Consider the following 21249-nt stretch of genomic DNA (forward strand, 5'->3'; position numbering starts at 1 on the left):
AGACCGGGGGAAACGCACGATGCGCATTGATCGACTGATTCTTTTCATCGCCCTGCCGGCACTGCTGGCCGCCGCGCCGCTGCGGGCGGCTGACGAGAGCGCGGCGGCAACCGCCGTAGCCGCGGTTCTCGACGACTTCCACGACGCTGCGGACAAGGGCGACAAGGCCCGCTACCTCGACCACTTTACCGAGGATGGCGTGTTCCTGGGCACCGATGACTGGGAGCGCTGGCCGCTGCCGGTTTTCCGCGACTACGTGGAGAAGCGCTTCCGGGACGGCAAGGGCTGGAGCTACCGCGCGGTGGAGCGGCACGTTCGCGTTGCCGCGGACGGCGAGACAGCGTGGTTCGACGAGATCGTCGAGTCACCGAAGTGGGGACGTTTCCGGGGTACCGGTGTCCTGCTCAGGCGGGGCGAACAGTGGAAGGTCGCGCACTATGCGCTGTCCTTCCTGGTTCCCAACGCCGTGGGTGAGGAAGTCAGCCGCCTGGCGCAGGAGGCGGAGCGGCAGGCGGCGGAGTAGACGCGGCCCGCAGTTCCGCCTCCAGCGCCTCGGCGGCGTGCGAACGCGGCCGGGCGAAGCGGGCCAGCCCCAGGTATACCACCGGGGTCAGGTACAGCGTGAACAGCGCGGTCAGGCCCAGCCCGCCGAACACCACCCAGCCGACGGCGGCCCTGGCCTCGGCACCGGGGCCGCTCGACAGGATCAGCGGCAGCGCGCCGAGCACCGTCGACACCAGCGTCATGGCGATCGGCCGCAGGCGCACGGTGGCCGCCTCGCGCACGGCCTCGCGCACCGGAAGCCCGGCATCGCGGCGCTGATCCGCAAACTCCACCAGCAGGATGCCGTTCTTCGCGATCAGGCCGATGAGCATGACCAGCCCCACCTGCGAGTAGATGTTCAGGCTGGTGCCGGTGAGAAACAGGGAAAAGATCGCTGCGGCGAGGCCGAAGGGCACGATGGCCATGATCACGAGCGCGCTGGTCAGGCTCTCGAACTGCGCCACCAGCACCAGGAAGACGACCAGCAGCGCGAAGCCGTAGGTCAGGAGCGTCTCGCGACCGCTCTCCTCGAGGGTGGCCGCCTCGCCGCGGGTGAGCACCTCGATGTCCGGCGGCACCACCTCCTCCGCCAGCGCCCGCAGTTCGTCGATCGCTGTCTGCAGGGCCACGCCCTCCACCACGTCGACGTCGATCTCGATGGCGCGGCGCTGGGACTGGCGTTCGAGCTCGCTCGCCACCCCCGCCTCGACGATGGTCACCACGCTCGACAGCGGTACCAGGGCACCGCTCCCGGCGCGCACGTACAGGTTCGCGAGGTCGCCGGGGTCGTCGATGGCGCGCGCGCCGGCCTCGAGCATGATTGGCACGGCCTGGTCGTCGACGTTGAGGTCGATCACGTCGAGCCCGTCGATCATGGCGCGCAGGGTTTCGGCAAGCTGCGTGAGCTCGATGCCGAGATCCGCCACCCGGCGCCGGTCGATGCGCACGGACAGCTGCGGCTGCGTCGGCTGGTAGCCGATGCGCGGGCCCTGCACGCTGCTGAGACGCTCGCGGATGGCATCGGCATAGGCCCTCGCCGCCGCATAGATGCGGTCGTACTCGTTACCGGTGAGCACCAGCTCCAGCCCGCCGGAGCTGCCGCGCAGGTTGAGGCTGTTGCTGCTGAACACGCGGGCGCCGGCCCCGGGCAGGTTGCGCAGGATCGGCGCGATCTCGGCAGCGATGGCCTGCTGGCTGCGCTCGCGTTCGCTCCACGGCGCCAGCGGCGCGCTGATGAACAGAATGTTCGGGTCCCAGCGTCCGACCACCGTATACAGCGACTGGATCTCTCCGCTGGCGACCAGCGGCTGCAGCACGTCCTCCACGCGGTTGGCCTGGCGTTCCATGTAGGGCAGCCCCACCCCGTCGGGGCCGCGGGCAAAGACGTTGATCTCGCCGCGGTCCTCCTCCGGCAGCAGCTCCTGGTCGAGCTGGAAGTAGAGCGCACCCGCGCTGCCCGCCGCGACAAGACAGGCGACCAGAGCGAGCCAGGGGTGGGCAAGAAGACCGTCCAGGGTCTGCCCGTAGAGGCGCTGGAGCCCGTCACCCAGCCGGTGCAGCTGCCGGTCGACGGCGCCCTCCTTCGATGTCCCGAGCCGCGCCATGGCCGCGGGCACCAGCGACAGGGCGACGAAGGAGGAGATCGCCACCGCCACCGCCAGCACCAGGCCGAACTCGCGGAACAGGCGGCCGGCCGTACCGGGCAGGAAGGCTATGGGCACGAACACCGCGGCTAGCACGACCGTCGTTGCAACCACGGCGAAAAACACCTGCCGGGTGCCCAGTACGGCAGCGGCATTGGCGCCCAGGCCGAGGCGCCGGCGGCGCTGGATGTTCTCCAGCACCACGATCGCGTCGTCGACGATCAGGCCCGTCGCCAGCACCAGGGCGAGCAGTGTCAGGATGTTGATGGAGAAGCCCAGCAGCCAGATGGCCGCGACGGTGCCGAGGAGCGAGACGGGGATCGCCACAGCGGGCACCAGCGTGAGAAGCAGGGACCCCGAAAACACGCGGATGGTCGCCACCACGATCAGCACGGCAAGCAGCAGGCTCGCGAGCACCTCGCGCACGGCGCCGCGGATGAAGATGGCGTTATCGGAGATCTTGGTCAGCGTGACGTCATCGAAGCGGGTATTCAGGCGCTCCAGCGCCCGGTCCACGCCCGCGGCGATCTCGATGGTGTTGGAGCCGGCCTGACGCACCACGCCGACGCCGATGACACGCTGACCGTCGAGGCGGACGAAGGATTCGGCATCCGCCGGCGCGAAGGTGACGTCCGCGACGTCATCGATGCGCACGGTCCCGGTGATGATCGTGTCGGCGACCTGCTCGGCAGTGACCACCGAGGCGTCGGCGCGCACGAGCAGCTGCTGGTCGCCACCGCGGAAACGGCCCCCGGCACGTCGAGCGGTGCCTGCCGGAGCACGGCCGCCACATCGCTGACGGCGAGGCCATAGCTCGCCAGGCGCAGCGGGTCCACGATCACGCGCAGGGTGCGCTCCCGGTTGCCGAAGAGCGGCACGTCCGCCACACCGGGCAGCGAGAGCAGCGCCGGCGCGATGTTCTGCTCGACGATACGGGTCAGCGCTTCCTCGCTGTAAACCGTGCTGGAGACCGCGACGCGCACGACTTCCTGGGCGTCTTCCTCGGCTTTGAACACGGCGAGCTGCTCGACGTCGTCGGGCAGCTCGCGGGTGACCTGGCTGATCGCCTCGCGAACGTCGGTGGCGGCCCGGTCGAGGTCGTAGCCCGGGCGGAACTCGACGCGGATGCGGGTGCTGTTCTCTTCACTGGCGGAGCTGATGTCCGCAACACCGGACACGCGGGCGACGGCGCCCTCGAGGATGCGCGTGACCTCCGCATCCATGGTTTCCGGCGAGCCGCCGGGAAGCTGGGCGCGGACGTTGATCACCGGGCGGTCGACGTCCGGCAGCTCACGCACCTCCACGGCCAGCAATGCGGCGATGCCGGCTATGGCAATGAGCAGGTTCATCACCGCGACCAGCCAGGGGCGGCGCACGCCGAGGGCCGGCAGGTCCGTCCGCGGGGGCGCGTGCGTCGGGTCAGCCACGCGGTCAGCCTTCGTTCGCGGCGGGTGCGAGGGTCCCGCGGGCGTCCCGGACCAGGGCGGCTGCATCCATGGTCCGCACCGGGATACCCTCCCGCATGGACTGTACGCCCTCGCCGACGACCGGCGCACCCGCGGACAGTTCAGCGTCGATCAGCACCCGCCCCTGCTGCCGCTGTACCAGCGACGCCGGCACGCGCCGGGCGCGCTCGTTCTCCACGGTCCAGACGTAAGCGCCATCGGCGCCCCACTGCACCGCCACTTCCGGTACGGCCGGGTAGGCCCTGCCGGTCAGATCGAGGCGCACCCGGAAGCTCATGCCCGGGCGCAGGCGATCACTGTCGTTCGGTACCTCGGCCCTCGCGGTAAAAGCCCGGGAGGCCGGGTCGACCCGGGAACCGATATCCACCACGGTGCCGCTGGCTCTCGTGCGCTCGTCGCTCCAGACCTCGATGCGCACCGGGTCACCGGCTGAGAGACGGCCCACTTAGGCTTCCGGCACCTCGAAGCTCACCAGCAGCAGGCTGCGGTCATCGATGGTGGTGATTTCCGTCGTCGGTTCGATGCGGTCGCCGGGGTCGATGTCCGTGATGCCGACATGGCCGTCGAAGGGGGCGGTAACGAAGCGCCGGTCGAGGGCAAGCTGAGCCCGGTCGCGTTCGATGCGCGCGGACTCGAGGGTCGTCCGGGCCGTGTCGATGGTGGTCTCCGGCACCGTGAGCTCGACGCTGCTGTTCGCCGTGGTGTAGCGCTTCAGCATGCGGCGGGCGTCGGCGAAGCGCAGTTCAGCAAGTTCCAGCGCCAGCTTCTCGTCGCGCGAGTCGAGGGCCAGCAGCACCTCGCCCTGCGCTACGTGATCACCGGGCTGGAAGTTGACCGCGACCACCTCGCCGGCCGCCTCCGGATAGAGCGAGACGGAGCGCCACGCCCGAGCCGTGCCCACCGCTTCGACGCGCAGGCGCAGGGGTTCCAGGCGCACGGGCTCCACGACCGCGGGCACGGCCATGCTGGCGGGTTTCGGAGCAGTCGTTAACTCATCCCGCTGCCCGCAGGCAGCAAGGAGCAGCCCCATTGCGAGGGCGCAAAGCCGCCCGCTCCACGGTCCGGGCGCGTTCCTGGCCTGTGGCATATGCATAGCGAGTGACTACGGAGAAACCGGGCAATCCGATTGCCGGGGCAATTCCTACTCGCCCTTGTCCAGTGCTTCCAGGCGCTTGTCCGCAGCATCCTGCAGCTGCTGCTCGACATTCCCGGCTTTTTCCATGGACTGCTTGTAGCCCTCCGGAATCACCCCTCCAGGGTCCTCGTCCTTTGTACACCCCGCCAGGCCGGCCAGCAGACCGAGCAGCAGGGTCGTGATCAGGTAATTGGCGTGCGGCATGGCAGGTCCTCCCGGCTGGCGATGCGGTGCCCGAGGCGAAGGGCTATTGGCCCAGTATTGCTGCTGTCGCCGACCGGTGCCACCCCGGGTGTACCGAAACCGGAGTCGTCACACGGGGATAACGCTGTCGCGTCCGGCGTCAGTCAGCTACGCTGTAGCCTTCCCGATTACCATGCTCACGGGGCGGGCGCTATGCACAGGCAGAACAGGCAACAAAGGCGAGTAGCGGCGATTGCTGTCAGCTTCTCTCTAGGTTTCGTGGGAGTAAGCGCAGCGAGCGATGATGTGGCCAAGCAGCTTGCCAACCCCATCGCCTCGCTGGTGAGTGTCCCCCTGCAGCTGAACTACGACGACGGCTACGGCACGGGCGGCGATGGCGAACTCTGGCGCCTGAACGTGCAGCCGGTGATTCCGTTCTCCGCCAGCGATGACTGGAACGTCATTTCGCGCACCATCCTGCCCGTTATCGACCAGGACGGTTTCCCGGGTGCCGCTGACAGCGAGACAGGGCTCGGCGATACGCTGCAGAGTCTCTTCTTTTCGCCGAAAGCCCTGACCGAAAGCGGCTGGACCTGGGGCGTCGGCCCTGCCCTGCTGCTGCCCACGGCAACGGAGGATGTCCTCGGCGCGGAGCAGTGGGCGGGCGGGCCCACGGCGGTGGCGCTGCGGCAATCCGGCTCGTGGACCTACGGTGCACTGGCGAACCACCTCGAGTCCTTCGCCGGCGACGGCGATCGCGCCGACGTGAGCGCCACATTCCTGCAACCGTTCCTGACCTACATCACCCCGACGCAGACGACCTTCGCGATCAATACGGAGTCGACCTACGACTGGGAAACGGAGCAGTGGTCCGTGCCGGTGAACCTGTCGGTAAGCCAGCTGCTGAAGCTCGGCGACCAGCTTGTGCAGGTCGGCGGTGGCGTGCGCTACTGGCTCGATTCGCCGAGCGGCGGACCGGATGGCTGGGGCCTGCGCATGAACCTGGTGCTGGTCTTCCCCCGCCCCTAGCGCGGGCGCCCCGGGCGAGGAGCGGCCACAGGGCCATGGAACACTACCTCTGGTGGATCACCGGCGCCTCGCTGCTCAGCGCCATAGCCACCCTGCTGGCGATGCCCTGGGTAGTCACCCGCCTGCCCGAGGACTACTTCGACCACCGGGGACGGGAGAGCTGGCGGCAGTCGGAGAGTCAGCCCATTGTCGCCCTGCTTCTCGGGCTGCTTAAAAATGTCGTGGGTGCCGTGCTGCTGGCCCTCGGGGTGGTGATGCTGTTCACGCCCGGGCAGGGGCTACTGACCATCCTCGCCGGGCTGCTGTTGATGAACTTCCCGGGCAAGTACCGCCTCGAGCGCTGGCTCGTGCAGCGCCCCGGCGTCCTGAAGAGCCTCAACTGGCTCAGGACACGCCGCGGCAAGGCACCCTTCCGCCTCTCCTGAGAGTTACCTCTACCCTGTATAGACGCCGGCCTGCGCATCCGGCCCGGGCGCGCCGCCGGTTTCTCTCGCGCCAGCAAGGTCGAGCAGCGTCCGGGTAACCAGGCGCTCGTGGGTCCACATGCCCATGCGACTCACCGGCAGGTCCAGCCAGTGCCAGTCCGGGTTGTCCTTTGCCGGCCCCGGCATCCAGTCGGAACTCGGGCGGTGCTGCTGCCCCGCACAGCGGATGTAGGTTTTCGGCAGGCCATCGTAGCCACCGTTATCGAGCACCAGTTCCGTGGCCCACTGCTTCCAGGGGTGGTAGCGGATGCGCTCCCGGAGCAGGCGGCGCAGCTCCGGATAGTCCTCGGAAACCAGCATGTCCATCGAGTAGTCACGGAAGAAGTCGAGCTGGTAGCCCTCGACGAGGCCCTCGAAGCGATCCTGGTAGGCCCCCGGGTAACGCCCGTCAGGCCCCGGGTCCGGCCACGCCTTCATGGTTCCGGGCCGCGGAACCAGGGCGTCGAAGTAGACCAGGTGGCGAATGCGGCCGCGGCGGCGATCGGCCACCCCGGTGATGGTGAGCCCGGCAAAGGAGTGGCCGACCAGCACCACGTCCCGCAGGTCCTCATAGTCGATGAGGTCGACGACCTCATGGATGTGCGTGTATAGATCGATGTCCGGATTGGCGACGGCGGAGCGCTCTGCTACGCCGCTCATGGTCGGCGTGAAAGCGCGGTAACCCTGCGCCCACAGCCGGTCGCGGACCTTGCCCCAGGTCCAGCCACCGAGCCAGGTGCCCGGGACAAACAGGAAGTCGGGTTGCTGGCGAGGCGATGCCGCTGCCTCCATCGCCCTGGGCTGCCCGACGGCAGCGGACGCCGATGCAGTCATTTCCAGCGTGGACGCCAGCGATAGCTGCAACAAGCTGCGTCGATCCATGGTCATCATGCGCCCTCTCCCGATAGCCCGTTACCCCTCATTCTGCCGCAGTCATCGTCGGATTACTGCTGCCCGGGCGGCACCCGGCCGCGCTGCATGCTGTGACAGGTTGCTCTCAAGTGGAGTATCTTCGTCCGTCTGTGCCACGCGGCCGCAAAAACCACAGCAAGAGGATTCTCGATGCAACAGACCCCGGACATGGATGCCTTCCTCGGCGCCTATGCAGCCGCATGGGCAAGCAGCGATCCCGAGGCTATCGGCGCGCACTGGGACCGCGAGCGGGCGCCGCTGTACCAGGCCGAGGAGAAGGATGAGCCGTTCACCACCTGGGCGGAGCTGGATGACTACTGGGCTGCCAATGCCGAGTTCCACGACAGCGTCCGCCTGCAGTTCACTCACCCGAAGGTCCAGCAGCTTGCCGGGGGCTTGTGCCAGGTACTCGTCCAGATGCGCTGGGATATCCGCTTCACGACCGGGGCGAGTCGTGCCATGGGTGGCACTAATCGGGTTCTCGCAACGCTCGTGAAAACGCAGGACGGCTGGCGTCTCTGCGGCTGGGTCGAGGCACCGCTGGCGCCGATCACCTACCTGAGGCGCCTGTACGAACAGAGCGCCGCGAGCGACCTCCAGTAGGAAAGGCAGGGGCGCACGCCCCGGCCGGGGAAGCGGGTAGAGCTGAGCGCGGATTCCAAAACCAGCGGGCGGTACGGCCTGGCTGCCGCTCAGACTTTCAATGCATCGAACTCGGAAAGGCCCACCAATAGCGAGTACACCGGCCTCTCGACGGCCTCGCGCGATTCGGCCTCGGCGAGCTGCTTGATCGATTCCACGATATCGATCCACCAGCGCATATGGCCGGCACTGAGCTGTGCCGCGATGTTGATCAGGTCGTGGGCGAGGGGAAGTGTGTAAATCGCCGTCCGTTTCAGGGCGAGCATGCTGTTGGCGTCGAGTTCGAGTTCCTCCATGTGCTTCAGCAGCCGCAACACCACGCGCGGCTCGGACTCCAGGTCATGGGTATTCGCAGGCTCGGCGTCTGGCTCCAGGAACGCCAGGTCGAGGTGCGAGAGGAAATCGCGCAGGGCGCTGCGCAGGCTGAGCTTGAGCTCGCGCCGGTGGTGGTTCTCACGCAGCTGCTGCACGAGGGTAAACAGGCCGACCAGGAAGAAGCCCTCGAGACAGAAACCGATCAGCTCCGGGAGCAGGTTGTCACGGAAGGATGCCTCGTCGGCGTGCGCCATGAACAGCGCGTAGAGCCCGATACCAACGACCCCGAAGACCGCCAGGGGCAGGGCCAGGAGCCATCGGTTCATTCTTCGCCCGCGGGCTCGTCGGCCAGCGCCTCCACGACCCTGGCGACCTTGCGTGCCTCTGCCGCGCTCAGGTCCGCCGGGACGCCATGGAGATAAAGCACCGTGCCGGGACGCAGCGGGATCGGGACGATGTCGGGCCGGTAGCGGGTCTCGTCCAGGCGCAGCTGTTCCAGCGCCTCTTCTTCCGCTGTTCGCAACTGTTCGCTCCCGCGCCTTCGCGGTGCCTTCCTCTCGGTGCGCCGGGCGACAAACCCGTCGGGCGCTTCGCGATAGCGGAAGTAGTCGTCCAGGGCCTCGCGCAGGCGGCCCGCGTAGAGCGACAGCACCTCGGGGCGCACCGTGCCTCCCTGCAGCTTGTGGCAGCGCGCGGCCAGTTCATCGACATCGATCCGGCGCAGATCTTCGGCCTCCCCCTCGGAGAGATGAGCGAACAGTTCCAGCGCGGCGTTCCTCCGGCTGCGTGCGACCGCGGGATTGATCAGTCCGGCGTGTACCGCCTCGCGGAGAAATTCGAGCATCGCGTCGCGCGAATAATCATTGTTCATGAGCGTTTCCCTGAGCACCCGCTTCGATCCTTGTCCCGATGGGCTTCCCCGTCAAGTCCGGCGCCCGGATACAGCGCCGGCCGCCCTGGCGAGGCAATCGATCGCACCCGCCGCACGATCGCTGCCCCACGGCCGCGGCATCGGATTTCCCCTGTCGACGCCTGTGCGTATAGTTGGGCGCGAGCTCAGGAGGCAAGTCATGCGACCGCACATCGAATTCATCCAGGCCCAGCTTCTTCCCTGGCAGCGCATCCAGGGCGACGTCGCCAGACCCGGCGCAGAGTACAAGTTCCTGAGCCGCGACAGCGAAACGGGGGCCTGCAGCACGATCCTGCGCTATCCCCCGGGCTGGCGCCGACAGGGCGACAACCGGATCAGCGCGGACGAGGAGTTCTATGTACTGGACGGGGACCTGTGGATCGATGATGTCTGCTACCAGCACGACCACTACGGTTACCTGCCCGCACGAACCCCCTACGACGATATCCGCACCGACCGTGGCGCCATCGTCCTGACCTTCTTCGACCGGGAGCCATCACCCTACCGGGGGGGTGAAGCCCCGGGCCGGGCGACGATCCACATCAACGCGCTGGACATGCCCTGGGACATGAGCCTGAACGATCCCAAGCTCGCTCACCTGGGTATCTCCCGCAAGGACCTGCGCATGGACCCGGCGACCGGCGAACGCACGTTCCTGTCCATGGTTTTGCCGCACTCGGAACCGCCGGGCCGCGAGGGCCCGCAGGAGAGCCACCCGGTCGTGGAGGAGGCTTACCTGATCTCTGGCTCACTGACCGGACCCCAGGGCACCATGGAGCCCGGCGCTTACTTCTGGCGGCCTCCGGGCATACCGCATGGTCCCTTCGGGACACGCTGGGGCTGCGTCAACCTGATCCGCTTCGTCGGCGGACAGCACGTCAACGAGTGGAGCACCGAGAACGCACCGTTCACCTTCGACGCGCCCTACGATCCGATCCTTCCCGAAGAGCTGGCGGCCTTTGCGCGCGTACCCTGGATCGCGCCGCCTCGCTACTGACGCCGCCGGATTACCATCGGGCCCGCGTACCGCAGACGTCCACGTGGACGCAGGGGCCGTCCGGGCTGTTACCGGCAGCAAGGCGTCTGATTGGCGCCTCCCGGAGCACCTTCATCCGCTTGCGCCTCCCCCCGGGAGCGGGCATCTCCTGGCGCACAGCGCGCCCGGACCCGCCCCGACAGCCGGTCCGGTCGAACTTCTCACCAGGTGACGATGGCCTCGGCGATTTGCCGTAGTGCCCGTGGCGTCTATCGAGGGCCTGAGTCTTCGTCGTCGGCGACGAAGGCACTGCGATGCCAGGCGGCGGCCGCTGCCACCGCGTCGACGCCGGTGCCTCGCGGCACCGGCACAGCGCCGCCGGCGAGCACGCGCAGAACGCTGTGTACGCCCCGGGACAGCGACTCCAGGTTGTAGCCTCCCTCGAGTACCAGCGCGAGACGGCCGGCACAGTGCCTCCGCGCCAGCTGGCGCACGCGGTCCGCCATGGCACCGAATCCCTCATAGGAAACGTTGAGCGCGAGGTCCAGCCAGTGCGCGTCGAAGCCCGCCGATACCAGCACGAGGTCCGGCTGGAACCAGTCCGCCGCCGGCGCCAGGATCTCGTCGAGGGCGAGGAGAAAGGCCTCGTCGCCGCTGCCGCCGGGCACCGGTACGTTCACCGTGGTGCCCTCGGCGCGGCCGGCGCCGACCTCCTCCAGCGCGCCGCTGCCCGGGTAGAAGGGCGCGGCGCGGTGTATATCGAAGTACAGCACATCGCTGTCGGCGTAAAAGATCTCCTGTGTGCCGTTACCGTGGTGGGCGTCCCAGTCGATGATCAGGACACGCTCGCAGCCGAGCGCCGCCTGCGCGTGTGCGGCGGCTATGGCGACGTTGTTGAACAAGCAAAAGCCGCGGGCCCGCACCGGCTCGGCGTGGTGACCGGGCGGGCGCACCAGCGCGAAGGCGCTGTCGGTCTCCCCCGCAACCACCGCGCGCACCGCCTCGATCGCCGTCCCCGCGGCTACGGCCGCCGCATCCACACTTCCGGGTCCCACGGCCGTGGTGTCCACGTCCAGCCAGGCGCTGGCCTCGCGCAAGGCCAGGATGTCGTCGAGATAGGCGGTCGTGTGCACGCGCGCCAGTTCCTCGCGCGTCGCCGCGCGCCCGGGGGCGAAAGCGAGGCCGTCGATCGGCTCCCGGGCGAGGAGCCCGCGGATGGCCTCAATGCGGCCCGCGTGCTCCGGAAAATCCCAGCCGACCTGCACGCCCTGCAGGATCTTGCGCACACGACGGTCGAGGCGACCGGGCAGAAACTCCACGTTCGGGTCCGGGCGGTGCGCCTGCACGCGCTCGTCGTAGAAGAGCGTAACGGGTGGGCGAGAGCTCATGGATTCTTGCACTGCAATGCGCTCGTCACTTTCGCGAATTGATGTACCGCTGTATGAGTTCGTACAAGCATAGCTCAAACTTCGGGCGGACCTTCGCCGCGCACCCGTGACCGATCCTCACGACGGAACTGGCGCCCTCAAAGCGCGGCGAAGGATAGCGCAGCCTCGCTACTGACGCCGCCGGGGCACCATCGGGCCCGCGTACCGCGGACGTCAACGTGGACGAAGGGGCCGTGAGCGCTGTTGCCTCCATAGACACCGAGCCCACCGATGCGCCTGCCGAACGCCCCGCGCTGCGACATACCGTTGATGAACTCCGCCAGCCACTGCGCGTCGGCGCGGTCGAAGACACCGTCGCCATTGAGATCGTCCATGATCCCGTCCTCGGGATCGACGTCAATATAGAGATCGGCCGCACCGCCCCAGAGATGACGGCTGTAGGCAACATTGCCGATTGCCTTGTTGTAGAAAGGTGTACGGTAGCCGCTCATGATCTCGAGGCGCGGTGTCCGGTGGCCAGCGGCGTTAAGTGCCCTTAAGATGTTCTCTAGCTTCAGCAGCAGCGATGCCCGCAAGACAAGGTACTTCGGATAGTCGGAAGCCTGCTTGGCGGCGAACTGTCCCAGCCTGAAGTTAGGTGACAGCTGCAGTTCGGCCAGCTCTTGCGTCAACTCGACAAACCCCTCTGGTGGCAGGTAGATCGCCTCTCCACGCAGCGGCGTGACCGGATAGGCTCCGATTCGATAGCCATTCAGGATACCTGACGCATCGACACGGGTTGCCGGCAGCAGCGTAAATACCTTAAGCCGCGCGATTTCACCGGTTTCCCGGTTTTCCACCTCGAGGACGCTGTGTCCGTGCACGGCAGGCGCGACCAGGGGCCCGTCACCGGGCTCAAGCGCCGCTCCATCCTGACGAAGCAGCGGCCGTTGCGCGCTGTTGTCGAACTCCACCAGGATGTTGCTGCCTGGCATGATAAAAATTGAGAATACCGGGTAGGGAATGGTCAGACCGTTGACCCGCAAGGGCATCGAGAGACGACCATCATCCCAGGCCCAGGTAGCTGCCGGCAGCAGCAAGAGCAGGCCGAAGAGCAGCGCTTTCATGCCTCGGCACCTCTCAGGGCCGCGACGATCGGCTTGTCGCGCCGGTAGACGTCCCGCCGGAAACTGACAGCCCCGTCCGCCGATGCGAACGCCGTGAAATAGACGAGGTACGTTGACAACGGGTTGCGCAAATAAATCGTCTGGGTCTCGCCATTCGACAACAGCGCCGGAAGCTCGGAGACCGCCGGATTTCCATCCCGCCGGAGCAACCATTCTGCCAGCTCAAGGGTGTTTGCCCCAACCACCCCTTCGGATTCCAGGCCGGCAGACTTCTGGTAAGCCAGAACGGCCTCCCGCAGCCGTTCGTCATAGGTCTGGTCGTAATCCCCGGGACCAAGCAGGCGCTGCTTGAGAAGCGCGATCCGCTCGCTCGACTCGCCCGGCCTGAGCAGAGCGCCGGGCGGAATCGTGACCGTTGATACCTCCCCGGCGTCGACCAGCTCAGTCCGTTTTTCAAGGAGCCGGCGGTAACCTACGGCACTCGGCCACAGGCGCGCGAGGAGCTTGTCGACCGGCTGATCGCCCTACGCAGCGAGCAGTAGCAGCGCCGCAGGGTCCGCCTCGTCGGGGGCCAGCTGCCAACCGGGATCGAGCGTGGGCGGCTTGACGGCACCGCTTGAGCGATGCCGGGCCTGCGCCAGGAAAGCATCGCTCAGCAGGAGCTCGAGTGCTGTGAGAGCCGCGGGATCAGCGTCAACTACCAAGCTGCGGATTGTCGCCAGGTGATACCGGTCCGGGTCCAGACCATGCCGGGCCGACTCCTCGAGCGAGCGCAGAAGGCCCGCTGACTCCCCGGCCAGCGGCGAACCGGGCGACCAGAGAGGGCGATGGTTCCGGGATCGGTAAACGCGCCGAAGGTCATCCAACTCGATAAGCTGTCGATCAGCGATGCGTGGCGACGCGCCCGCATCGATGCCTTCAAAGAAGCGACGCAGTTCATCCTGGGTAGTCGCCGAAAGCGCCTGCTGGCCAGGGAACACCGGGGTCGCCAACAGGAACAGCAGGCTGATGAACGTCAGGGACCGCCGGCTTGCCATGGGAGACTTCCGCTGGGGATAGGACTGCGATAGCGTAAGGCAAGGAGGGTAGGCGAAGGCAAGAGGCGACGGTTCTTGCCAATGCCGGCCCCCGCGTGCTACCGGGCCCTCGTGATCAGTCTGTGGAGTATTGGTATGGGAACGCTCAGGCGCAGGATTGCAATCGTTGTTCCGCTCGTTGCAGTGCTTTCTGCGTGTACGTGGGTCAGGCTCAGCGACGCCGGGCGTGACGTAGCGGTCGTGAGTACGGCGCCCTCGAACTGTAAACGCCTTGGAACGAGCACCTCGGTGACGAGGGCCAGCATCGCGTCCATCGACCGACGCGACGCGAAGGTTGTCGGCGAACTGGAAACCCTGGCTCGCAATGCAGCGGGCAAGATGGGCGGCGATACGATCGTGGCCGAAACGGCCATCTCCGAAGAGGGCGAGCAGAGTTTCGTGGTCTATCGCTGTGGGGACTGAAACGAGGCTTCGGCGCCCATCGCTGGGCTAGCAGTTGTCGCGGAACGGCAGGCAGCGGCGCTTGAACAGAGTCTGATCCACCCATCCTTTTCATGCGGGTCTGTCACCCTTGCCGATCGAAGGGTTGGGGCGGGGATACCGCCTCCGGCAAACTCCGCCGGAGGTGATAAAGTCCGGAAGTCTTATCGCGTCGTGTAGCCACCGTTCGCAAAGAGGGTCTGACCGGTGATCCACCAACCCTCGGAAGCCAGGAATTTCACGATGGGAACAATGTCCTCGATCATGGTGAGCTGATTGCCCATGCCCTGAGATTTGTGGAACTCCACGCGCTGGGGGGTTTCTTGGCCGTAGAAGAACGGCGTGTCCATCGGGCCGGGTGCAACGTTGTTGACGGAAATGCCACGCCCAGAAAACTCTTTGGCCGCGGCCCGGGTGAAATGTTCCACCGGGGCCTTGCCGCCGGCATAGGTCGAATAGCCATCGGTAAACGCGGCCAGCAAAGCGGTCAGAATCGTGATGAGTTTGCCGTTGTCGTTCAGATGCAATCCCGCCTCCTTGATGAAGAAGTAGGCGGATTTCGCATTGATGGCCATCATCTCGTCGAACTCGGCTTCCGTGGTTTCGGTAATCGGCTTGCGCAGGACCTTCCCAACGGTGTTGACCGCGACATCGATGCCGTCGAAGTGGCCTTTGGCCTGCTGAAAGAGGGCCGCGACATTGTCGGCCTGGGTCAGGTCGCCCTGGATCGCAAGCGCGTTGCGCCCCATGCTTTTGATGGCGTCGACCGTTTCGAAGGCGTCTTTCTCAGAGGCGGTACTGTTGTAGTGCACCACGATGTCCATCCCGCTTGCGGCGAATTCCCGGCTGATAAGCCCGCCGAGGTTTTTTGCGCCGCCTGAAACAAGAGCCACTTTTCCGTTCAGATCAATCTTTGCCATAAGTTTTCACCTGCGTTTCGTGAAGAGAGCTCGGTACGGTGGGCCGTACCGATCAAGCTCGACGTAGGCTAAACAATTGCATATCCCGCAGGAAGACAGCTATTCTGCAAGCATTCGTTGCATAATTTGCAATAACTATGCGGACTGTCGAGCACATGTTTGTTCGAGTGGTGGAGTCAGGCAGCTTCAAGAAGGCGGCCGAGTCGCTGAAACTCGAACCGTCTTCCGTGAGCCGGCAGATCGCCGCGCTGGAAGAGCGCCTCCAGGTCCGGTTGCTGCGTCGGTCAACGCAACGGACCACGCCCACGGAGCTGGGGCAGCGATATTACGAGCGCCTGCGCGTGATCCTCGCCGATCAATTGGCGCTGGAAGAGGAGATTCGAAGCGGCACCTCTCTACTCACCGGCAAATTGCGGGTTACTGCGCCGGTGGATTTCGGCACCAGGTTCGTGGTTCCCGTTGCGTGCCAGCTGCAAGAGCTGGCACCGGAACTGTCGGTGGAACTGTTACTGAGCAGCTCGTTCGAGAATCTGCTGGAGCACGATCTGGATGTCGCCGTTCGCATCGGCAAGCTGCCCGATTCGAGCCTGGTCGGTAAGCTTGTGGGCCACAACGAGCGAGTGCTGGTCGCGAGCCCCGAATACCTGGAAAAGCGCGGCACACCGACAACACTGGATCAACTGGAGCGGCACAATTTTATTCTGTACTCCCTCGGCCAGGCGAAAAGTGACATTGAGTTTGCTGATGGCAGTCGTTTCTCGCACTTGAAGATCCAGAGCGATATGACCGTCAACAGCTTCGCCGCGGTACGCCAGTTAGTGCTGCAGGCCAGGGGCATTCACCTGGGCCCGTTGTGGGGGTTTGCAGAAGATATCGAGCGCGGCCGGCTGGTGCGCTTGCTGCCGGACAACGCATTGCGGAGCTTCCCGGTACACGCGGTGTATCCGGCCCGCTCATACCTGCCGGTGAAAGTGAAGGAATTCGTCAGGCTGTTAACCGACGAGCTGAATTCGCAGGCCGCGTAGCGGAACGGCTTGCTTATGCAAAGCTAAGGGCCGATACCGTCAGTGCGAGGGATGGGATTCGTTGGACACCGCCCTCTGCCTGTCATTCTGGCAGGCCGGCAAGGGCTGCCAGGTGAAGACCTTGCGCACCTGCTGCGGACCGAGAGCGATGCGGAACGTTATCGCCGCACCGTGCAGCGGCGCCAGTGCATCCGCCTCAAAGGCATCCCCCCTTAGCTGGTCGTGCGTCTCGGCACGCTGCCGCGGGCCCTGCTGCTCCAGCTGCGACCGGCACGCTTCGCAAGCAGGGTGTGCACAAGCGGGAAGAGTGTCTCGCCCGTCGGCACCTTACCCGCTGGACAAGCACGCAGCCGGGGAACACGGGCTGCGGCAGTTGAACGTCGAGCAGCGCGGCCTTCTCGACTTTGAGGACGGATGGACGATTCAGTCCACAGCCTGACCGAGGCGGCTCGACCGAGGCGGCTCGGCATGGCGATTCGGTCTGCGCGCTCACTTCCGATCTGACATCCTGGAGGCCGGTCGAACTATCGCGATTACGGTAAGCCTCGACGCGTCGGTGGAATGAGCTTTAATCTATGATTCATTTCATTTGCCGATGGAGGGCGCGTGCATGGATTGCCGGGATCGCAAGCAGTTCCGACCAATGCGCTGATCGACTGACCGGAGGGGATCTTGATCATCCAGATTGATCTTGTTGGCGGTGCGCGATGGTTTGATCTCGTCTCACCCACGGCTGAAGAGGAACAGCGGATCGAAACACTGCTCCGGATCGATGTCCCGACGCAAGAGGATATTCAGCGCCATGAGCTCTCTAGCAGACTTTATCGCGACAGCGGCGCCGTTTTCACGGCGGCGAAAGTCGTGATCCGGGGCGATACGCCGTTACCTCAGACGACGAACGTCGCATTCATTCTCCAGGACCAGGCACTGGTGACCGTACGCTACGAGCCGAGCCGGACCTTTGATCTTGTCGCTAACGAAATGCAGCGCACGGACGCAGCGAAATCGAACACGGTGGTGCTGATCGGCCTCATCGAGGCGCTCGTTGATCGAGCATCGGAACTGCTCGAGGACGCGGCTGATGCCGCCGACGAAATGAGCGTGCCGAGCCCTCCGGCCGAAGGACAACACCGCAAGCGCCACAGCACAGCCGAGCTCGAGGCCGTTCTCGGCGAGGTCCAGAGGCTCCATCGGCGAGTTGCAAAGGTCCGGGAAAGCCTGGTATCGCTCGGCCGCATGACCGGCTTTCTGCTCGCGCAGTCGGACATCGAGGACAACGAATTTCGCACTCGCGCGAAAAGCACCAGCCGCGACATCGTCTCGGTAACGGATCACGCGACGTTCGTCGCTCAGAACGTCCAGTTCGTACTCGATACGCTGCTGGGGCTAATCAGCGTAGAACAGAACGCCATCGTGAAGTTCTTTTCGATCGTTGCCGTGGTACTGCTGCCCCCGACCCTGATTGCGGCGATATATGGCATGAATTTCCAGGTAATGCCGGAGCTGACTTGGCGCTGGGGCTATCCCGCCGCGCTCTTGGCTATGCTGGCTTCCGCGGTCTTGCCTTACCGCTGGTGCCGAAGGCGCGGTTGGCTGTAACGCTGTTAATGAACCCGCCGCACCAACGGTCGCCGACGGCAGGCGTCGGTTCGACAGGGTCGGGAAATCGGTTCGACACCAATGAGACTGGGAATGATTGAAACCTCTTTGCTGCTGATCGCTGGCCTCGTGCTGTTGATCGTGGGCGGCGAACTACTGGTCCGAGGCGCGGTGCGCGTCGCCACCGCCGTGGGAGTATCGCCCCTGGTCATCGGACTGACCCTGGTCGGGTTCGGGACATCGACGCCGGAACTTGTGACGTCCGTGCAGGCGGCACTGATGAAATCGCCCGGCATCGCCTACGGCAATATCGTGGGCTCGAATATCTCCAATATCCTGCTCATTGTCGGAGCCGCCGCACTCCTCAGCCCGATGGCGATCACCTCGGTGGCGCTGAAGCGCGACGGAGTTGTGATGCTGGTCGTGGCCCTCGCCTTCGCCGCGGTCGCCGCGCTAGCGCCACTGGGAAGAGCCGCTGGTGTGGTCTTCATTGCCCTGCTGCTCGCCTATGTCTATCTGGCCTTTCGCCAGGAGACATCCGCGGCCACTTCGGAACATGTTGCCGTCTACGAAAAAAGCGTCGCGTTGCAGGAAGCCGACTCAGCGCTCGCACCATCGAGCCGTCCGCGGGGATCGCTGGCTGTCTCCACCCTGATCGCGCTTACAGGCCTGTTACTCGTGGTGGTTGGAGGTCGGTTCCTGGTGGACGCTGCCGTCGCCCTCGCGAGGGGCTTCGGCATTTCAGAAACCGTCATCGGGCTGACCATCGTCGCGGTCGGAACCTCGATGCCTGAGTTCGTCACATCGGTGGTTGCCAGCATTCGCAAGCAGGGAGACGTGGCGTTCGGCAACATCATCGGGTCGAATATCTACAATCTTCTCGGAATCGGCGGCTTCACCGCGCTGATCGCCCCGGGCCCTGTCCCAGCAGCGATCATCCGCTTCGACAACCTCGCTATGGTTGGCGTATCCGCCGCGCTGCTGCTGTTCGCGTGGACAGGACTTCGAATCTCACGCCGGGAAGGTGCGCTACTACTCGCCGGCTACGCTATCTATGTGTATGCGATCTGGCCTTAATACGGCCCGCCGGATGGATTACGATCTAGGGTTATTTGACCGAGCCCTGAACCGGGTGGAGCCGGTGAGGATAAACCCCTTTGCTCCGGAAGTGTCACCTATGTGCTCGGAACTAAAGTGTCACCTATGTGCCCGGTAAGGACAGGCGCCTCGAGCAATTTCACAAACTCAGAACGACGACTGGCCGTCAGCAGAAGCTTTTCAGTCGCTCGTGTCATCGCGACGTAGAGCAAGCGGGCTTCCGCCTCCTGTTCAATATTATCTCTCGGCAGATAGCCCACGCCCGGGATCACAACTAACGGAAACTCCAGCCCCTTACTACTGTGCATTGTCATCACCTTGACCGTATCTGCACTCATATCGAGAGACTTCTTTTCCTGCTGGTCGATAACTCTGCTGTGCGGGACCCCCTCTGCTGAAAGGGCTGCGCAGATCCGATCTGCAAGCCGCTTCGTTACGCACGTGACCAGCATATCGCTCCAGGGCTGGCAGCGCTTTTCATTCATTGCGCGCAGAAATCTTGAAACGTAACGATGCTCATCGGACTCTGCCTGCAGCAGTCTGAAGTAAGGCTGAGGGCCAGATCGCCCGGCCGCCTCCGGCTCCACAAGCGGCACGTGGTCTTCATCACTCGCTGACGGAGAGAGGTAGTTGCTCGCGAAGCGATAGGCAAAAGCAAGAATCTCGTCGGTGTTCCGGTAGTTGATTCGGAGCACAGTGGTTCGCCCACGAGCTTGAATCCCAACGCTGGATAGGCTGAAGTCGAGAGGTTTCTTGGACCGATAGATTGACTGCGCATCGTCGTACAGCAACAGTAGCGACCCTTCCTTCGGATCGACCATCTGCACTACCATCCTTAGCCAATCAGCTTCAAAATCGTGCCCCTCGTCAATCAACAGAGCGCCATACTGTCCTCGCGGAATCTGCCCTCTGTCCACCGCCCGAATGACGCTGTTCACGAGGTCCGCAGCGTAACTGTCGCCATGCTGCGGGCGCGGCAGGTTATACGCCCTCATTTGTGACGCGCACCAGTCATGAAAGTGATAGACCTGTACTTTGTCGCCCACTCCCCGACTCGCCAGCATGCTGCGTAGTCGCGCAGCGAGCGTGATGTTGAAACAGACCACCAAGATTGGCTTGCTTAAAACCTCAGCTAAATAAAGGCTGCGATAGCCAAGGATCATCGTTTTGCCCGAACCCGCCACTCCATGGATGACTCGATGACCAGAACCTAGACTCCGGGCCAGTTTTTCTTGCTGCATGTCCATGACTTTCACGACGTCCGGTAGCAGCTCGGCCACACTCTTGTCTGTTTCCCCTTGCGGAGGTGATTCGAACACAAACTCCTCAGTCCCTATGCGGACTTCTGGAAAGATATGCCAGCGAATTCGATCGAGCTGGGGCAATGACAATTTTCGCTGGAACACTACGTTGAACATGCCCCAGAGCTTCGACTGAAACACCTCCAAATCAGTAGATTCAGTCATTTCATCGCTGCAGAGTGTCTGGTTGGTCGGGAGCACCTCTCCAAGTTGAGCTCTCTCGAATTGCTTGCGCGTAATATTGGAGAGTACGACCCCGAAGCCGTAAGGGAAGATCAAATTACCCTTGTAGCGCCCACCCGGATGGACGAGTTGATGGTCGGCCTGGAGCCTGTTAACTAACTGATAGGCACACTGCCTCACCTGCTCGATTGGATTTCCGACACGCTTTATGCCACTGCTTGTGAGCAGTTCGACAGAGGCGCGATCGACTGAACGAATCGTGTCGAGCTTCCAATCTTTGACCTCGAGGAGAAGAAGCCCGCGAGCGGGGTGCAAGACGATGAAATCTGAATACTTCTGCCGGCCGCCGAGCGGAATGTCGAACCAGCAGGAATAATCGTCCTCCAGATGACTTTCCAGCCGCCTCGCCAGACGTTTCTCTCCGGACGTCATTTTCGGCAGACAGGAATTGAGTGAGGGAATCAACGTTGCCATCGGCAGGAACCATGCGTTCGGTCAGCTCAACCTTGGTAAGCTACGAAACCCATACATGAACTATTAAACCTCTAACCTAGAGCCTATAAATAACCGAGAAAATCACAAGCCCGGAAATGATAACCAGTCGCCACTTTATCGAATGCCAGAGCACCTCACGTACTGGTTAACTGTTCACTGAATTCATGACGCGCAAAAAGTAGCTTGAGCCATCTACTTCAGTGGCAACCATCCAAAGACCGGGGTGCGCAGGCTGAGCATGGATCACGCGAACAGCGGTATCGTCACCCACTCTTCGGCGGCAGAACGGGGAGAACGGCTAGCTGCAGCGACAATGATTGACCGACCGGCGCATTGCGCCAACTCGAAGGCCACTCATTATCGACGGCAGTGAGGCACTTGGACTGAAAAAGTGGTGGG

General features: G+C 64.3%; 21 protein-coding genes and 1 pseudogene. 9 read left to right on the plus strand and 13 right to left on the minus strand.

Going from position 1 to position 21249, the window contains the following annotated elements:
• Positions 1-19: 19 nt before the first annotated feature.
• Complete coding sequence (locus RKE50_RS14350) at positions 20-523, plus strand: nuclear transport factor 2 family protein (RefSeq protein WP_350037436.1); 504 nt, start codon at positions 20-22, stop codon at positions 521-523.
• On the opposite strand, the pseudogene RKE50_RS14355 reads toward RKE50_RS14350, so the two are convergent.
• The 4 genes and pseudogenes from RKE50_RS14355 to RKE50_RS14370 all read right to left on the minus strand — a co-directional run bounded on the left by RKE50_RS14355 (position 480) and on the right by RKE50_RS14370 (position 4991).
• Positions 480-3679 (minus strand): annotated as a pseudogene (locus tag RKE50_RS14355) (efflux RND transporter permease subunit). The gene RKE50_RS14350 and the pseudogene RKE50_RS14355 sit on opposite strands and share 44 nt — an antisense overlap.
• On the minus strand, positions 3618-4097 hold the full coding sequence (locus RKE50_RS14360; protein ID WP_350037438.1) for an efflux RND transporter periplasmic adaptor subunit: 480 nt from the start codon (positions 4095-4097) through the stop codon (positions 3618-3620). Before RKE50_RS14360 ends, RKE50_RS14355 begins: the two are co-directional and overlap by 62 nt.
• Entirely contained in the window at positions 4098-4616 is a 519-nt protein-coding gene (locus RKE50_RS14365; RefSeq protein ID WP_350037440.1) for an efflux RND transporter periplasmic adaptor subunit, read from the minus strand.
• A 177-nt stretch (positions 4617-4793) separates the two neighbouring features.
• Positions 4794-4991, minus strand: coding sequence for a hypothetical protein (locus RKE50_RS14370; RefSeq protein ID WP_350037442.1), 198 nt, complete (start codon positions 4989-4991; stop codon positions 4794-4796).
• A gap of 285 nt (positions 4992-5276) precedes the next feature.
• Here RKE50_RS14370 and RKE50_RS14375 point away from each other — a divergent pair, with 285 nt between their 5' ends.
• The gene (locus RKE50_RS14375; protein ID WP_350037444.1) at positions 5277-5999 is read left to right on the plus strand and encodes a transporter; all 723 of its coding nucleotides are present in this window, start codon (positions 5277-5279) and stop codon (positions 5997-5999) included.
• A gap of 35 nt (positions 6000-6034) precedes the next feature.
• Positions 6035-6424 carry a PGPGW domain-containing protein gene (locus RKE50_RS14380; protein ID WP_350037446.1) on the plus strand — a complete coding sequence of 130 codons (390 nt, stop codon included), beginning with the start codon at positions 6035-6037 and terminating at the stop codon, positions 6422-6424.
• A gap of 9 nt (positions 6425-6433) precedes the next feature.
• Here the strand turns inward: RKE50_RS14380 and RKE50_RS14385 are convergent, their stop codons facing one another.
• Positions 6434-7354, minus strand: a complete 921-nt coding sequence (locus tag RKE50_RS14385; RefSeq protein WP_350037448.1) for an alpha/beta fold hydrolase — start codon at positions 7352-7354, stop codon at positions 6434-6436.
• Positions 7355-7525: 171 nt separating this feature from the next.
• Here RKE50_RS14385 and RKE50_RS14390 point away from each other — a divergent pair, with 171 nt between their 5' ends.
• Entirely contained in the window at positions 7526-7978 is a 453-nt protein-coding gene (locus tag RKE50_RS14390; protein ID WP_350037450.1) for a nuclear transport factor 2 family protein, read from the plus strand.
• Between the two features lie 89 nt (positions 7979-8067).
• Here the strand turns inward: RKE50_RS14390 and RKE50_RS14395 are convergent, their stop codons facing one another.
• Positions 8068-8658, minus strand: coding sequence for a hypothetical protein (locus tag RKE50_RS14395; RefSeq protein ID WP_350037452.1), 591 nt, complete (start codon positions 8656-8658; stop codon positions 8068-8070).
• Positions 8655-9203, minus strand: a complete 549-nt coding sequence (locus RKE50_RS14400; protein WP_350037454.1) for a hypothetical protein — start codon at positions 9201-9203, stop codon at positions 8655-8657. Before RKE50_RS14400 ends, RKE50_RS14395 begins: the two co-directional genes overlap by 4 nt.
• Before the next feature lie 199 nt (positions 9204-9402).
• On the opposite strand from RKE50_RS14400, the gene RKE50_RS14405 reads away from it, so the two are divergent.
• Complete coding sequence (locus RKE50_RS14405) at positions 9403-10239, plus strand: cupin domain-containing protein (RefSeq protein ID WP_350037456.1); 837 nt, start codon at positions 9403-9405, stop codon at positions 10237-10239.
• 248 nt (positions 10240-10487) lie between these two features.
• On the opposite strand, the gene RKE50_RS14410 is transcribed toward RKE50_RS14405, so the two are convergent.
• The 4 genes from RKE50_RS14410 to RKE50_RS14425 all read right to left on the minus strand — a co-directional run bounded on the left by RKE50_RS14410 (position 10488) and on the right by RKE50_RS14425 (position 13749).
• Positions 10488-11606, minus strand: coding sequence for a histone deacetylase family protein (locus RKE50_RS14410; protein ID WP_350037458.1), 1119 nt, complete (start codon positions 11604-11606; stop codon positions 10488-10490).
• 137 nt (positions 11607-11743) lie between these two features.
• Positions 11744-12712, minus strand: coding sequence for a D-Ala-D-Ala carboxypeptidase family metallohydrolase (locus RKE50_RS14415; protein ID WP_350037460.1), 969 nt, complete (start codon positions 12710-12712; stop codon positions 11744-11746).
• Entirely contained in the window at positions 12709-13203 is a 495-nt protein-coding gene (locus RKE50_RS14420) for a peptidoglycan-binding domain-containing protein (protein ID WP_350037884.1), read from the minus strand. The genes RKE50_RS14415 and RKE50_RS14420 overlap by 4 nt, the downstream gene beginning before the upstream one ends.
• Before the next feature lie 33 nt (positions 13204-13236).
• On the minus strand, positions 13237-13749 hold the full coding sequence (locus tag RKE50_RS14425) for a L,D-transpeptidase scaffold domain-containing protein (RefSeq protein ID WP_350037461.1): 513 nt from the start codon (positions 13747-13749) through the stop codon (positions 13237-13239).
• 135 nt (positions 13750-13884) lie between these two features.
• Between RKE50_RS14425 and RKE50_RS14430 the strand changes: the two genes are divergently transcribed.
• Positions 13885-14211, plus strand: a complete 327-nt coding sequence (locus RKE50_RS14430) for a DUF4156 domain-containing protein (protein WP_350037463.1) — start codon at positions 13885-13887, stop codon at positions 14209-14211.
• Positions 14212-14393: 182 nt separating this feature from the next.
• On the opposite strand, the gene RKE50_RS14435 is transcribed toward RKE50_RS14430, so the two are convergent.
• On the minus strand, positions 14394-15149 hold the full coding sequence (locus RKE50_RS14435) for an SDR family oxidoreductase (protein ID WP_350037465.1): 756 nt from the start codon (positions 15147-15149) through the stop codon (positions 14394-14396).
• 155 nt (positions 15150-15304) lie between these two features.
• Between RKE50_RS14435 and RKE50_RS14440 the strand changes: the two genes are divergently transcribed.
• The 3 genes from RKE50_RS14440 to RKE50_RS14450 all read left to right on the plus strand — a co-directional run bounded on the left by RKE50_RS14440 (position 15305) and on the right by RKE50_RS14450 (position 18850).
• Positions 15305-16174 carry a LysR family transcriptional regulator gene (locus tag RKE50_RS14440; RefSeq protein ID WP_350037467.1) on the plus strand — a complete coding sequence of 290 codons (870 nt, stop codon included), beginning with the start codon at positions 15305-15307 and terminating at the stop codon, positions 16172-16174.
• A gap of 672 nt (positions 16175-16846) precedes the next feature.
• On the plus strand, positions 16847-17773 hold the full coding sequence (locus RKE50_RS14445; RefSeq protein WP_350037469.1) for a CorA family divalent cation transporter: 927 nt from the start codon (positions 16847-16849) through the stop codon (positions 17771-17773).
• Positions 17774-17866: 93 nt separating this feature from the next.
• Positions 17867-18850 carry a calcium/sodium antiporter gene (locus RKE50_RS14450; RefSeq protein WP_350037471.1) on the plus strand — a complete coding sequence of 328 codons (984 nt, stop codon included), beginning with the start codon at positions 17867-17869 and terminating at the stop codon, positions 18848-18850.
• Positions 18851-18948: 98 nt separating this feature from the next.
• Here the strand turns inward: RKE50_RS14450 and RKE50_RS14455 are convergent, their stop codons facing one another.
• Positions 18949-20829: a 3'-5' exonuclease gene (locus RKE50_RS14455; RefSeq protein ID WP_350037473.1), complete on the minus strand. Its 1881-nt coding sequence runs from the start codon at positions 20827-20829 to the stop codon at positions 18949-18951.
• Positions 20830-21249 lie beyond the last annotated feature (420 nt).

The sequence above is a fragment of the Pseudohaliea sp. genome (assembly GCF_040217025.1).
Lineage (GTDB): Bacteria > Pseudomonadota > Gammaproteobacteria > Pseudomonadales > Halieaceae > Pseudohaliea.